Source organism: Achromobacter sp. Root565 (assembly GCF_001427425.1).
Lineage (GTDB): Bacteria > Pseudomonadota > Gammaproteobacteria > Burkholderiales > Burkholderiaceae_B > Achromobacter > Achromobacter spanius_D.
Genome location: NZ_LMGO01000007.1, coordinates 149,849 through 163,557 on the forward strand (window position 1 = coordinate 149,849; position 13,709 = coordinate 163,557).

Here is a 13,709-nt window from a genome sequence, read left to right on the forward strand (position 1 = left end):
GCTACAGGCCGGTGGTATCCAGCGTGAAGGCCGCGGCGGCCCGCCCGATGCGGTCGTTGACCGCGTGCCAGTCATCAGTGGCGGGCGGCGCCTGCACGATGATGCGCGCATAGCCCTGACCGTCCAGATCGCGCAGCAAGCCATACAGCGCCTGCGCGTAGCGCGCCGGGTCTGCGGATACCGGCTGCCACTGCACACGAGGATCGGATGCGGCGGGTTGCGGGTCGTAGGCCACCAGCACCACGCGGCCCTCGGGCAGATTGCGTCCGGCCAGCACGTCGTTCATGCGAGCCTCGCTGGCCAGTTCCAGCGGCGTGCGCGGCGCGTAATGCGCCTTCAGCGTGCCGGACGCGCGCGGCGCGGCGGCGTCAGGCGCAAAGACCTGCACGCCCAGCACGGCCTCGATCTGCGCGGCGCTGATGTGGCCGGGCCGCAGCAGCACGGGCCCCGCGCCGCGATCCAGGCGAGACAGGTCGAGAATGGTGGATTCGATGCCGACGTCCGACGCGCCGCCTTCCAGCACGGGCATGCCGGCGGCGACCTCGTCGGGGAACTCGTTGCGCACGTGTTCGGCACGGGTGGGCGATACCTGGCCAAACTTGTTGGCCGACGGCGCCGCCACACCGCCCTGCCCGTTCGGCTTGCCGGCCGCAAACGCCGCCAGCAGCGCCTGCGCCACCGGATGCGATGGGCAACGGATGCCAATGCTGTCCTGCCCGCCGCTCACCGTGTCGACGATGTGCGGCGCGCGCTTCAGGATCAGGGTCAGCGGACCGGGCCAGAACGCGTCGATGAGCAGTTGCGCCTCGGGCGGCACGTGCGCCGCCCAATACGCCACGTCGCCCTGCGGCGCGATATGCACGATGACGGGATGGTTCGAGGGCCGGCCCTTGGCCGCGTAGATCTTGGCGACGGCTTGCGGGTTTTCGGCGTCCGCGCCCAGGCCGTAGACGGTCTCGGTCGGGAAGGCGGCCAGTTCGCCGTCCAGCATGCGCTGGGCGGCGTGCGCGATTTCCGCGGCGCTGGCGGACGGGGATGAAGACATCGGCGTGTCGCTTACTCGGGAGCCTGCATGCCCAGCGCGGCTGCCACGCGGGCAGCGTCGTCACGGGCCTGCTGCAAGGTGGCCGCCACGATCGTGATGTGGCCCATCTTGCGGCCACGGCGCGCCTCGCGCTTGCCATACAGGTGCAACTTGGCCGACGGCACGGCCAGCACGGCCGCCCAATCGGGTTCGCGTTGCGCATCGCCCGTGGCGTCGGCGTACCAGATGTCGCCCAGGATGTTCAGCATGACGGCGGGCGCCAGCAGGTCGGTGCTGCCCAGCGGCAAGCCGGCCATGGCGCGCGCCTGCTGCTCGAACTGGCTGGTGACGCAGGCGTCGATCGTGTAGTGGCCGCTGTTGTGCGGACGCGGCGCGATCTCGTTGACGATCAGACTGCCGTCCTGGAGCACGAAGAACTCCACGCACAGCACGCCGTGGTAGCCCAACCCCTGCGCGATGGCTTGCGCGGCTTCGGTGGCGCGGGCCTGGCGTTCGGCGTGGGCCGCGTCCTGCTGCACGGGCGCCGCGGTGGACACGGCCAGGATGCCGTCGCGGTGCACGTTGCGCGCCACGGGAAACACTACGCTCGCGCCATCAAAGCCGCGCGCCAGCACGACCGAGATTTCGTAGTCCAGCGGCATCAACGCTTCCAGCACGCAGGCCACGCCGCCGAATTCGGCGAAGGCGGCGATCGCTTCCTGGCGGGTGTTGATGCGGGCCTGGCCCTTGCCGTCATAACCCAGGCGCGCGACCTTCAGGATGCCGGGGAACAGCGCATCCGAGGCGGCGTTCAGATCGGCTTCACTGCGGATCGCGGCATGCGGCGCGACCGGGATGCCTTGCGCCGCGATGAAGGTCTTTTCAGCGATGCGGTCTTGCACGATGGCCACGGCGTCGCCCGCCGGGCTGACGCGGCAGCGCGTCGCCAGCGCGCGCAGGCTGTCGGCGGGAACGTTTTCGAATTCGGTGGTGACGGCCTGGCACGTCTGCGCCAGGCGGGCCAGGCCGGCCTCGTCGTCATAGGCGGCCTGGATGTGCAGGTCGGCCACCATGCCGGCCGGACATTCCGCGGCCGGGTCCAGCACGGCGACCTTGTACCCGAGGCTTTGCGCGGCGTGACAGAACATGCGGCCCAGTTGGCCGCCGCCCAGCATGCCCAGCCAGCCGCCGGGCGCGATGAGGAAAGGAGTCGATTGAGTCATTCGCATCAAGCCTCGGGCGGAACCTTCATGTCGCGCGCGGCCTGCGTCTGGCGGGCGCGGAACGCCACCAGCTTTGCGTGCAGGCCGGCATCGGTGCCCGCCAGCGTGGCGATCACGTGCAGCGCGGCGTTGGCGGCGCCGGCTTCGCCGATGGCAAAGGTGGCCACCGGCACGCCCTTGGGCATCTGCACGATGGACAGCAGCGAGTCTTCGCCGCGCAGGTACTTGGAGGGGACCGGCACGCCGAAGACCGGCACTTCGGTCAGGGCGGCCATCATGCCCGGCAGGTGCGCCGCGCCGCCGGCGCCGGCGATGATGCCGCGCAGGCCGCGCTGGTGCGCCGCGGCGCCGTACTCGGCCATGTCCTGCGGCATGCGGTGCGCGGAGATGACGCGCGCCTCGTAGGCCACGCCGAAATCCTCCAGCATCGTCACCGCGTGCTTCATGACCTCCCAATCGCTGGAAGATCCCATAATCACGCCCACCACGGGGGAGGCTTGCGCCGCTGCGGAAGTCTGGTCTGTCATAACCGGTGTTTAGTAGTTGAGACCACGGCGCACGCGCCGCGAAATGTCGGGGGACCGCGGGATCAGCCCGCGAAACCCAGTATTTTACCCGGCGCCGGAGACCGCTATGGCAACGCGGCGCTTTTCAGCCAAAGGTAGCTGACCGGATCGTCGGGGCACGGTCCGAAACCGCACTGCAGCGTGGTGCTGCCGGCGTTGGCCAGGGCGACGATGAAAAACAGGGCCATGACCACCATGCCCAGTGCCGAGACGGGCTTCTTGAGCATGCTGTCGCCCCACTTGCGGTCCACGCACAGCATGACGACGCAGAACACGATGATTGCCGTGAAGGCAACGAACGCCCAGGTATAGAAGTGCACGCCCAGAAAGGGGGTGCCGTAACCCGCATCGCCCGGCGCAATGTGCAGCAGCACCTGGCGTCCCGCGGCCAGCATGCCGGCCAGCGCGCCGGCAATGCTCATCGCATAGTGCATCGGCGATGGGCCCAGCCGCAGGTTCAAGAGGAAACCCACACCGGCAAGGATCAGCGCCACGCGCTGCAGCAGGCATAGCGGGCACGGCAGTTCGTCATACGCGAATTGCCAGGCGAAGGCCATGCAGAGGATGCCGGTGACCCCGAGCAGCGCCAGGGCATTGAGAATGCGCGAGCCGCGCGCCGGGTTGCTGGAAAAGATCATCGCCGCCGCTTTATAGAGACAACGCCAGCGGACTGGTCATGTGGTATTTGCACCAGGCGGCAAAGATGGCCAAAGTCAGCAGCCAGAACGTCACGCAGGGGCGGCGCCGGCCCACGAGACCAAACCATACTGCCAACGTCCCAGTCACAAAGGGCAGCATCATCACCATGCGGCGCTCCATTTATCGGAAATCCCGAACCAAGCAGCGGACGAGTATAGCGTAACAATCCGAAATAATTTCGTGCCAAAGATGCGGGTTTGCCCGGGTGGGGGAGCGTTGGTGGCAGCTTGGCCGGTGTCTGACACCCTTGRGCCGCCGGCTCAGGATGAAGCGYTTCTCACCAGGGTGTCAGACACCTCGYGGMGGCWGCGGCGGCGGTCCGGCCGGTGTCTGACACCCTTGAGCCCGCTTCTCACCAGGGTGTCAGACACCTCGCGGAGGCTGCGGCGGCGGTCCGGCCGGTGTCTGACACCCTTCGGCCGCCGGCTCAAGATGAAGCGCTTCTCACCAGGGTGTCAGACACCTCGYGGMGGCWGCGGCGGCGGTCCGGCCGGTGTCTGACACCCTTGRGCCGCCGGCTCAGGATGAAGCGYTTCTCACCAGGGTGTCAGACACCGCTTGAAGGTGCCGATCAAGAACACGCGACGAAAAAAAACCCGCTCGGCGGGAGCGGGTTTTTCAATGCTGGTCCGATCAGGCGATCAGGCGGTCCAAGGCTTCGCGGTACTTCGCGGCCGTCTTTTCCAGCACTTCCTGCGGCAGGCGCGGCGCGGGCGGGGTCTTGTCCCACGTTTGCGTTTCGAGCCAGTCGCGCACGAACTGCTTGTCGAACGACGGGGGGCTGATGCCCACGCGGTAGCCGTCCGCGGGCCAGAAGCGCGACGAATCGGGCGTCAGCACTTCGTCCATCAGGTGCAGCGTGCCGTTGTCGTCCAGGCCGAATTCGAACTTGGTGTCGGCGATGATGATGCCCTTGGTCGCGGCAAAGGCGGCGGCTTCGGCGTAGAGCTTGAGCGTCACGTCGCGGATGCGCTCGGCCATTTCCTGACCGACTTCCTTGACCACGTGCGCGAAGTCCACGTTTTCGTCGTGCATGCCGAACTCGGCCTTGGCGGCGGGCGTGAAGATGGGCTCGGGCAGCTTGCTGGCCTGTTGCAGGCCGGCCGGCAGCTTGATGCCGCACACGGCGCCGGTCGCCTGGTAGTCCTTCCAGCCCGAACCGATCAGGTAGCCGCGGGCCACCGCTTCCACCAGGATGGGCTTCAGACGCTTGACCACCACGGCGCGGCCGCGCACCTGGTCCACTTCATCGGGCGCCACCACGTCTTCGGGCTTCACGCCGGTCGAGTGGTTGGGCAGGATGTGCGCGAGCTTCTGCAACCAGAATTCGGTCAGTTCGGTCAGCACCTGTCCCTTGCCGGGAATGGGGTCGTCAAGGATCACGTCAAATGCGGAGATGCGATCCGACGCGACGATCAGCAACTTGTCGTCGCCGACGGCGTACATATCGCGCACCTTGCCGCGTCCCAGCAGCGGCAGGGACTTGATGCTGGATTCATGCAAAGCAGAAGTCACGGGAATGGCCTATGGCAAAAATGAACATTCCCGCCGCGGGCAGGCGCCAGGGCGGGAAGGGAAACGAAATCGGACACTGGGCGGAAGCGGCGCCGGACGGCGGCTCCTGCAAAGCGCATAGATTACTGCAAATAAGTTCGCCTTGCCGCAGGCCGAGGCGCGGGGTAGGCTTTCTTTCCCATCCATGATTCGCGCCGACCGCCCCCAGCGTCACGGCGCAACACCGCCCGGAGACAAAGCCGTATGCAGGATGCTTCCCCCAAACGCATGCCCCACGCCGACGCGCAGGTCCACATGACAGGCGGCTGCCAGTGCGGCGCCATCCGCTACGCCCTCACCGACGAGCCCATCACCGCCGCCACCTGTCATTGCCGCGACTGCCAGTATTCCAGCGGCGGCGCGCCAGCCCACGCCCTGATCTTCCCGGCAGGCACTGTCACGCTGCTGCGCGGCCAGCCCAAGGAACACCGCTACCAGGGCGACTCCGGCCACACCGTCATGCGCAGCTTTTGTGCGTCCTGTGGCACGCCGCTGTTCGGCGGTTCGGAAGGCATGGGCTATGAAGTCGTGCGCGCGGGGTCGCTCGATGACCCTGAAGCGTTTCATTCCACGGTGAGCCTGTGGACGGACTCGGCGCCTTCGTGGCACCACGTGGACCGGACGGTGCCAAGCTTCGGGAAGAATTCCCCGGCGTAACGCACGCGTCCGTCATGGCCGCAAAAACAAAAAGAGCTGGCCCGCGAGGACCAGCTCTTTTACCTGCCTGGACCGCCTTCGTGTGAGGGCGGCGATGGCGAAAACCTTATTGCACCACTTGCGACAGCTTGCCCGAGGCGTATTGCGCGGCGATCTCGGTCAGCGGCAGCGCCTTGATCTTGCTGGCGTTGCCGGCGGTGCCGAATTCCGTGTAGCGAGCGACACAGATCGCCTTGGCGGCGGCGCGGGCGGGCTTGAGGTATTCGCGCGGGTCGAACTTCTCGGGGTTCTCGGCGAAGAAGCGGCGGATCGCGCCGGTCATGGCCAGACGGATATCGGTGTCGATATTGATCTTGCGCACGCCGTACTTGATGGCTTCCTGGATTTCCTCGACGGGCACGCCGTAGGTTTCCTTCATGTTGCCGCCGAATTCACGGATTTCGGCCAGCAGTTCCTGCGGCACGCTGGAGCTGCCGTGCATCACCAGGTGGGTGTTGGGCAGGCGGGCGTGGATTTCCTTGATGCGGGAGATCGACAGGATGTCGCCGGTGGGCTTGCGCGTGAACTTGTAGGCGCCGTGGCTGGTGCCGATGGCAATCGCCAGGGCGTCCAGTTGCGTGCGGCGCACGAAGTCGGCGGCTTGTTCCGGATCGGTCAGGAGCTGATCCATGGTCAGCTTGCCGTCGGCGCCGTGGCCGTCTTCCTTGTCGCCTTCCATGGTTTCCAGGGAACCCAGGCAGCCGAGTTCGCCTTCGACGGTCACGCCCAGCTTGTGCGCGATGTCCACGACCTTCTTGGTGACTTCAACGTTGTAGTCGTAGTCAGCGATGGTCTTGCCGTCTTCTTTCAGCGAGCCGTCCATCATGACGCTGGAGAAGCCCAGGTCAATGGCGCCTTGGCAGATCTTGGGCGATTGGCCGTGATCCTGGTGCATGACCACAGGGATGTGCGGGTAGGATTCAACGGCGGCTTGGATCAGGTACTTCAGGAAGCCTTCGCCCGCGTATTTGCGCGCGCCGGCCGAGGCCTGCATGATCACCGGGCTGTCGGTCTCCGCCGCGGCTTCCATGATGGCCTGGACCTGTTCCAGGTTGTTGACGTTGAAAGCCGGAATGCCGTAGCCGTGCTCGGCGGCGTGGTCGAGCAACTGGCGCATGGAGACTAGGGCCATGAGTGGTCCTCCTTGAGTACTGTCTATTGAGAGATGGTTGAAGCCTTGCTGAATGGCGTGATTTTACGGGGGAATCGAAGAAAGGTCTTGCAACGGCCGGTATCCTATCCATTCAGGTGAAACCGTAAGGCTTAGGACGGGTGTGGACTACGGCCTGCCCGCGTGCGGCACATCCACCCGAGTGGCCAGGATGCGGGCCTGCGGCTTTGCGCGCCGGTTGGCTTCAACGAAATCCGGCGCGGCGGCCATGAAAAGCGTTTTGCCGTCCGGGCCGCCGAGTGCGGCCGCAAAGATGCCGAACTCGCCGGTGTCGATCTGCTCAAGAATCCGCCCGCCCCTTTCGACGCGCACGATGCGCTTGCCGATGGCGTCGCCCACCCAGAGCGCGCCCTCCTCATCCAGCGCGCCGCCGTCCGGGGCAATCTTGGACGCCGCAATCAGGGCGGTCAGGTCGTCGGTTTCAGGCAGCTCGCCGAAGTTGGCCCAGTCGCGGCGCGGACCGAGCACGCCGTTGGGCTCGATGTCGAATTCGGAAATCCGGTTGGCGAAGGTCTCGTTGACGATCAAGGTCTTGCCGTCGGGCGTGATGAACGAGCCGTTGGGAAAGCACAGGCCATCCGCCACCACCTGCGCCACGCCGTCAGGATCCACGCGCACCAGCGTGGTCGTGCGGACCGGTTCGCCCGCCATGATGTCGAATCCGAAATTGCCCACGTAGGCGCGGCCCTGCGCGTCCACCACCATGTCGTTGATATGGCCGCCGGTCAGCGCGGACAGGTCGGCGTGCACGGACAGGGTGCCGTCCGTCTCGCGGCGCAGCAGCTTGCGGTCTTTCATGGATGAGATCAGCAGGCGCCCGTCGGGCAGCCAGCCCAGCCCGGACGGTTGCTGCGGGACCAGACAGACGCGGTCCACCGCCCCCTGCAGCGACACGGTGATGACCTGCCCGGTATAGAAGTCCGAAGCCCACAGGCGGTTTTCGTGCCAGCGCAGCCCTTCCAGATAGGTGTAACCGGAAGCCAGTACGGACAATTCGCGATTCGGCATTGCTTTGTCTCCTTTGTCGCCCCGCGCGGGGCTGGTTCCCAGGTGGCGCCCGGCCTTCTTGATGAAGCCGGAAGGGGCATTCTGGCACGGCTGATCCGTCCCCAAACTGACAACTCACTGTCAGGTTCACGGCGTTAACATCGCGCCCCAAGGGTTAACCCGAGCAGCACCTGGACCCTGGCATGTCCGTCACCGGACCGCCTGCCCCGCCTCATGCCGGCGGACCTGGCCCCTCCCTCGGCCAAGCGGCGGCTCCCCGTTATCCCGTATTCAAATGAACACTAAGAAGCTGACGCGTTATATCGGCATCGCCATGGTGCTGGGCATCGTGGTGGGCTATGTCTGCAACAAGTTCGCGCAGACCCCGCAAGAGGCGGCGCAGATCGCCTCGTACTTCAGCCTGGTCACCGACATCTTCCTGCGCATGATCAAGATGATCATCGCGCCGCTGGTGTTCGCCACCCTGGTGACCGGCCTGGCCAGCATGAGCGACGCCAGCGCGGTGGGCCGCATCGGCATGCGGGCCATGATCTGGTTCATCGCCGCCTCGGCGATCTCGCTGCTGCTGGGCCTGGCGCTGGTCAACATCTTCCAGCCCGGCGCGCACATGAACCTGGCGATCCCGGACGCGGGCCTGACCTCGGGCCTGAAGACGGGCGATTTCACGCTGAAGGCGTTCATCGCGCATGTGTTCCCCAAGAGCATCGCCGAAGCGATGGCCAACAACGAGATCCTGCAGATCCTGGTGTTCTCGCTGTTCTTCGGAGCGGCGCTGTCGTTCATCCGCGGCAAGGGCCACAACACGATCTACAACATGATCGACGAGCTGGCCAAGATCATGTTCCGCGTGACCGACTATGTGATGCGCTTTGCGCCGCTGGGCGTGTTTGCCGCCATGGCCGCCGCCATCACGACCGAAGGCCTGGGCGTGCTGGTCAGCTACGGCAAGCTGATCGGCGAGTTCTACCTGGGTCTGGCGCTGCTGTGGGCCATCCTGTTTAGCGTCGGCTACCTGTTCCTGGGCAAGTCCACGTTCCGTCTGGGCGGCCTCATCAAGGAACCGACCCTGCTGGCGTTTTCGACCGCGAGCAGCGAATCGGCCTATCCCAAGACGATCGAGGCGCTGGAGCGGTTTGGCGTGTCCAAGCGCATCTCGGGATTCGTGCTGCCGCTGGGCTATTCGTTCAACCTGGACGGCTCGATGATGTACCAGTCGTTCGCGGTGCTGTTCATCGCGCAGGCCTACAACATCGAGATGAGCTTCACGCAGCAGTTGACCCTGTTGCTGGTGCTGATGGTGACCAGCAAGGGCATGGCCGGCGTGGCACGCGCGTCGCTGGTCGTGGTGGCCGCGACGCTACCGATGTTCCATCTGCCGGAAGCCGGCCTGCTGCTCATCATGGGCATCGACCAGTTCTTCGACATGGGCCGCACCGCGACGAACGTGGTGGGCAACAGCCTGGCCACCGCCGTCATTGCCAAGCTGGAAGGCCAGGAAGAAGGCAGCGAGGAAGGCAACGAAGACACCGCGTCCGCCCAGGCCCCGGACGAGGCGCAGCCCAGCCGGACCGCCAGCCAGAGCGCATAAGGAAAACGGGCCGCAATGGCCCGTTTTTCATGGGTGGCGTCCGCTTGACCGTCACGGGCGGCCGGGCGCAACATAAAGGCCCATTTCGACCACGTACCGGCGCGGCGCGCATGGGCGCCTCGTTTGGCCCGCACACCATGAATCTTCTGTCTCCCCGGGCGGCCGCAGCCGCCGCGCTTGCTGCCGGCCTGTTTGCCGCCCTGCCCGCCGCGCATGGCTGGACCCGCCTTTCATGCGACCTTTCCGGCACGGTTACCACCTTTCCCACCACCTTCCGGCAGTTCCGTACCGACGGCACGGAACTGACCCAGGTGCTGTTCAAACTGAAGGTAAAAGCCGCCGGCATTCCGGACGGCGAGCGGGCAGACACCGACTGCGCCGAATTCGTGGACAAGGACGTCGACGTGGTGCTGGAGAACGTGGCCGCGCGCAATATCCTGCGCGGCAAGCCACTGAAGGTGCGCTACAGATACGACGAATCGCTGGGGCAGACGCTGGCGACCCACTACGAGCTGGCGCGCTAGCCCGCGCGGGTGCCGCCGCAGGCGGGCTTAGTCGTTCACCGAGCAGGAAACGGGCGCGCCGTCTTCGAATTCCACGTCGTAGGTGTGCACCGGATCCCAGGGCAGCGTGAACCACAGTTCATAGCCATCGCCGTCTTCGTCGAATAGCCACAGGGCGCGCAGCACGGCCTTTTCAGCCATGGCTTCGGCAGTTTCTTCGGCCAGGAGCTGGTCGTCTTCGATGCCCAGCTTTTTGTAGTGCTCGTACGAATAGTTGTCGAGCAGGAACTCGGCCGCAGCGAGAATCTGGTCGTCCAGGGTGTCGAGGATGCCCTTGACCACCTTGGAGGCGCCGGCAAGAGGCTCTTCGCCGTCGGTCTGGATCATGACGTGGATGGGAGGCCGGCCCTCTCCGGCGGGGACGTTTTCCGCCGCCCACAGATCGGGTTCTTCGAGGTCCTGGGTGAAATTGAATCGTGCCATCGGGGGCTCCGTAAATTGAAATGGCAGGCCGGAAAAGGCAGCGGCTTGCCCTAGGCTGTGAGGCCTTTCGGCCATTTAACCAGATGCGGGCTCCTGCGTCTGTGGCGGGAAGCGACGTTTTTGCGCCTAGGACATGCGCAGGTCTTGCCAGACCGGTGCTTGACGGTGACGCCCAGGTGCGGCGTCGCCCTCCACGCCCAATCCGGCCAGTAACCGGATGGACGCCGTCACGGGTTTGGTGAAGGTATGCGAGGCGCTGAGCGCTACGGCGGTCACGATGGGAGTCATGGGTTTTGCGAAGGCGCGGCTGCATTGGCGCACAGGTCCAGCAGAATATCCGAAAACTGCGATTCCGCCGTCAACGCCTGTTCCCGCTTGCGCCGGATCAGGTTGATCGGCGGCAGCTCCCAGCCGAAATCCCACGGCACCATGCCCAGCCTGCCGCGCTGGCACAGTTCGCGCGCGATGTCCTCGGGCACGACGGAGATCGACGATTCGTTCAGCGACAGAATTCCCTCGATCACGTCCGTGGAATAGGCTTCCAGCACCGGCGATGGCGGCTGCAGCCCGGCGCGGATGAAATGCTCGACGATCAACTGCCGCGTCGGCGTGTTGGACGCCGGCAGCACCCAGTCCAGGGCTGCCACGGCAGCCCAGTCCGGCTTGCGGCGCGCCAGCCGCTGGGCCAGTCGGCCGTGCGCGATGAGCCGAGGCCGCTGGCGGTACAGCACACGATGCATCAGGTCTTCGTGCATCACCGTGGACGTGGCGCGGCTGATGATGCAGTCCAGTTCGTGCTGGCGCAGCATCGGCACCAGGTGGTCCGTCGTGGCGCGGTGCAGGCTCAGCGTCACGCCATGCCGCTGATGCAGGCGGCTGATGGCGGCGGTCAGCAAGGCGCTGGACACGTACGGCACCACGCCCACATGCAGATGCGCCGACCGTCCCGCATGCAGCGCCTCGACCTCGCGCTCCCATAGATCCAGGTCGCTGAGCATGTGCCGCGCGCGTACCAGGGCCAAATTGCCCAGCGCGGTGGGCTGCAGGCCGCTGCCCGTACGCAGGAACAGCGGCGCGCCAAAAATGTCCTCCATTTCGGCCAGCGCCTTGGTCACTGCGGGCTGGCTGATGCCGGTCTGCGCGGCGACCCGCGTCAGCGATTTATGGCGGTCGATATTGACCAGCAGCGTCAGATGACGGTGCTTGAGACGATTGGCAAGACGAACGGCATCCCGGCTCATGGCGGTTTTCTCAATAACCATTTGGTTATGCAATTATGCCCACAAAGATAAGACCAGTTATTTCAGGATCCTATACTGCTCGCATCCTTTCCTGCCTTGCGGACCCGCCCGATGAATCCGTCCTTCACCACCCGACCTGAAATACGCGGCACATTCGGCGTGGTGTCGTCCACGCACTGGCTGGCGTCGCAAGTGGCCATGAGCGTGCTGGAACGCGGCGGCAATGCCTACGACGCCGCCGTGGCCGGCGGTTTCGTCCTGCAGATCGTCGAGCCCCATCTGAACGGGCCGGGTGGCGAAGTCCCCATCCTGTTCTGGAGCGAGCGCGATCAACGCATGCGCGCGCTGTGCGGACAGGGCCCGGCGCCCGCGCTGGCGACGCCGGCATACTTCCGCGCAATGGGGCTGGACCTGGTGCCGGGGATCGGCCTGCTGCCCGCGACGGTGCCCGGCGCGTTCGGCGCCTGGCTGACCCTGTTGCGCGACTACGGCACGTGGGAACTGGCCGACGTGCTGCAACCGGCCATCGACTATGCGCGCGACGGGTTCCCGTTGGTGCCGCGGATCTCGCAAGCGATTCTGGCGGTGCAGGCGCTGTTCCGCGACGAATGGAAGAGTTCGGGCAACGTCTGGCTGCCGGGCGGCCGCGTGCCCGCCCCCGACGCGCTGTTCCGCACACCCGCCATCGCGGCCACCTACTCCCGCATCCTGGACGAAGCGCACGCCGCCAGCACCGACCGGCGCGGCCGCATCGACGCGGCGCTAGACGTCTGGTATCGCGGTTTCGTGGCCGACGCGATTGACAGCTTCTATACGAACGAGGCCGTGCTGGACACCACCGGCCAGCGCAACCCCGGGCTGCTGCGCAAATCGGACCTGGCCGACTGGCGCGCCACGTACGACGAACCGCTGACCACGCAATACGGCCGTTACACGGTGGCCAAATGCGGCGTGTGGTCGCAAGGGCCCGTGCATCTGCAACAGCTCGCGCTGCTGCGCCACCTGGACGTCGACAAACTGGACCCGCTGTCGCCGCAGTTCGTGCACCGCGTCGCCGAGGCCGCCAAGCTGGCGTTCGCCGACCGCACCGCCTGGTATGGCGATCCGAATCACACGCAGGTGCCGCTCGCAGCCCTGCTCAGCGACGACTATGCGCGAGCGCGCGCCGCCGGCATCGGCGAGCGCGCTTCAACCACACTGCAGCCCGGCAGCCCCGGCGGACTGGCGCCGCGCCTGCCCGACCTGGAGGCCGCGATCCGCACGCTGGCCGCGTCGGACACGCGCTACGGCGTGGGAGAACCGACCTTTGCCGCGTTGCCGCCCGTCTCGGAGTGGGCGACGCGCGAACTCTTCGTGGGCGACACCTGCCAGATCGACGTCATCGACCGCGACGGCAACATGGTGGCCGCCACGCCGTCGGGCGGCTGGCTGTCGTCCAGCCCCGTGGTGCCCGAGCTGGGCTTTTCGCTGACGACCCGTCTGCAGATGACGTGGCTGGACGACGGCGTGCCGGGCCAGTTGCAGCCGGGCAAGCGTCCCTGCACCACCCTGTCGCCCGGTCTGGCGCTGCGCGACGGGCTGCCGTACATGGCGTTCGGCACGCCCGGCGGTGACCAGCAGGACCAGTGGACCGTCGCGTTCTTTTTACGTCACGCCATGGGCATGAATTTGCAGGCGGCCATTGAGGCGCCGTCCTGGCACATCGATCACTTTCCGGGATCGTTCTGGCCGCGTTCGCAGACGCTGAACCGCCTGACGGTCGAATCGCGCATGCCCGCCGCCACGCTGGATGCGCTGCGCGCCGCGGGCCACGACGTCAAGGTTGGGCCGGACTGGTCCGAAGGCCGCATCAGCGCCTGCACGCGCACGCCGGCCGAGGGCGGACGCTTGCTGCTGCGCGCCGCGGCCAATCCCCGCGGGATGCAGGGATACGCCGTCGGCCGCTAAATCGAT

At 66.2% G+C, this 13,709-nt stretch carries 15 protein-coding genes; 4 read left to right on the forward strand and 11 right to left on the reverse strand.

Translation table 11 applies throughout. The features are described 5' to 3' along the window. Position 1 precedes the first annotated feature (1 nt). The 6 genes from ASD71_RS24930 to ASD71_RS24950 all read right to left on the reverse strand — a co-directional run bounded on the left by ASD71_RS24930 (position 2) and on the right by ASD71_RS24950 (position 5,027). Positions 2-1,045, reverse strand: a complete 1,044-nt coding sequence (locus ASD71_RS24930) for an L-threonylcarbamoyladenylate synthase (RefSeq protein ID WP_056570904.1) — start codon at positions 1,043-1,045, stop codon at positions 2-4. 11 nt (positions 1,046-1,056) lie between these two features. Then, the gene (locus ASD71_RS24935; protein WP_056570906.1) at positions 1,057-2,247 is read right to left on the reverse strand and encodes a 5-(carboxyamino)imidazole ribonucleotide synthase; all 1,191 of its coding nucleotides are present in this window, start codon (positions 2,245-2,247) and stop codon (positions 1,057-1,059) included. 5 nt (positions 2,248-2,252) lie between these two features. Next, positions 2,253-2,774, reverse strand: a complete 522-nt coding sequence (gene purE / locus ASD71_RS24940) for a 5-(carboxyamino)imidazole ribonucleotide mutase (protein ID WP_056570908.1) — start codon at positions 2,772-2,774, stop codon at positions 2,253-2,255. Positions 2,775-2,878: 104 nt separating this feature from the next. After that, entirely contained in the window at positions 2,879-3,451 is a 573-nt protein-coding gene (locus tag ASD71_RS24945) for a disulfide bond formation protein B (RefSeq protein ID WP_056570910.1), read from the reverse strand. Between the two features lie 10 nt (positions 3,452-3,461). Further along, positions 3,462-3,620 carry a DUF5993 family protein gene (locus tag ASD71_RS28295; RefSeq protein WP_175138208.1) on the reverse strand — a complete coding sequence of 53 codons (159 nt, stop codon included), beginning with the start codon at positions 3,618-3,620 and terminating at the stop codon, positions 3,462-3,464. A gap of 525 nt (positions 3,621-4,145) precedes the next feature. Beyond that, the gene (locus tag ASD71_RS24950) at positions 4,146-5,027 is read right to left on the reverse strand and encodes a phosphoribosylaminoimidazolesuccinocarboxamide synthase (RefSeq protein WP_056570912.1); all 882 of its coding nucleotides are present in this window, start codon (positions 5,025-5,027) and stop codon (positions 4,146-4,148) included. A 243-nt stretch (positions 5,028-5,270) separates the two neighbouring features. On the opposite strand from ASD71_RS24950, the gene ASD71_RS24955 reads away from it, so the two are divergent. Next, entirely contained in the window at positions 5,271-5,723 is a 453-nt protein-coding gene (locus tag ASD71_RS24955) for a GFA family protein (protein ID WP_056570914.1), read from the forward strand. 106 nt (positions 5,724-5,829) lie between these two features. Here ASD71_RS24955 and fba read toward each other — a convergent pair whose 3' ends face one another. After that, positions 5,830-6,894 carry a class II fructose-bisphosphate aldolase gene (gene fba / locus ASD71_RS24960; protein ID WP_056570916.1) on the reverse strand — a complete coding sequence of 355 codons (1,065 nt, stop codon included), beginning with the start codon at positions 6,892-6,894 and terminating at the stop codon, positions 5,830-5,832. A 147-nt stretch (positions 6,895-7,041) separates the two neighbouring features. After that, entirely contained in the window at positions 7,042-7,941 is a 900-nt protein-coding gene (locus ASD71_RS24965) for an SMP-30/gluconolactonase/LRE family protein (protein ID WP_056570918.1), read from the reverse strand. Positions 7,942-8,215: 274 nt separating this feature from the next. On the opposite strand from ASD71_RS24965, the gene ASD71_RS24970 reads away from it, so the two are divergent. Together ASD71_RS24970 and ASD71_RS24975 are read left to right on the forward strand one after the other, a co-directional pair. Beyond that, positions 8,216-9,529: a dicarboxylate/amino acid:cation symporter gene (locus ASD71_RS24970; RefSeq protein WP_056570920.1), complete on the forward strand. Its 1,314-nt coding sequence runs from the start codon at positions 8,216-8,218 to the stop codon at positions 9,527-9,529. A gap of 110 nt (positions 9,530-9,639) precedes the next feature. Then, the gene (locus ASD71_RS24975; protein ID WP_235512332.1) at positions 9,640-10,053 is read left to right on the forward strand and encodes a hypothetical protein; all 414 of its coding nucleotides are present in this window, start codon (positions 9,640-9,642) and stop codon (positions 10,051-10,053) included. A gap of 27 nt (positions 10,054-10,080) precedes the next feature. On the opposite strand, the gene ASD71_RS24980 is transcribed toward ASD71_RS24975, so the two are convergent. From ASD71_RS24980 to ASD71_RS24985, 3 genes are all read right to left on the reverse strand, one after another. Then, a complete protein-coding gene (locus ASD71_RS24980; protein WP_056570922.1) occupies positions 10,081-10,515 on the reverse strand; it encodes a hypothetical protein in 435 nt (144 codons plus the stop codon). A gap of 126 nt (positions 10,516-10,641) precedes the next feature. After that, positions 10,642-10,803: a hypothetical protein gene (locus ASD71_RS28095; protein ID WP_200949480.1), complete on the reverse strand. Its 162-nt coding sequence runs from the start codon at positions 10,801-10,803 to the stop codon at positions 10,642-10,644. Continuing rightward, positions 10,800-11,756 carry a LysR family transcriptional regulator gene (locus ASD71_RS24985; RefSeq protein ID WP_056570924.1) on the reverse strand — a complete coding sequence of 319 codons (957 nt, stop codon included), beginning with the start codon at positions 11,754-11,756 and terminating at the stop codon, positions 10,800-10,802. The genes ASD71_RS28095 and ASD71_RS24985 overlap by 4 nt, the downstream gene beginning before the upstream one ends. Positions 11,757-11,867: 111 nt before the next feature. On the opposite strand from ASD71_RS24985, the gene ASD71_RS24990 reads away from it, so the two are divergent. After that, positions 11,868-13,703 (forward strand): gamma-glutamyltransferase family protein, encoded by a 1,836-nt coding sequence (locus ASD71_RS24990; protein ID WP_056570926.1) that lies wholly within the window; start codon positions 11,868-11,870, stop codon positions 13,701-13,703. The last annotated feature ends 6 nt before the right edge of the window (positions 13,704-13,709 follow it).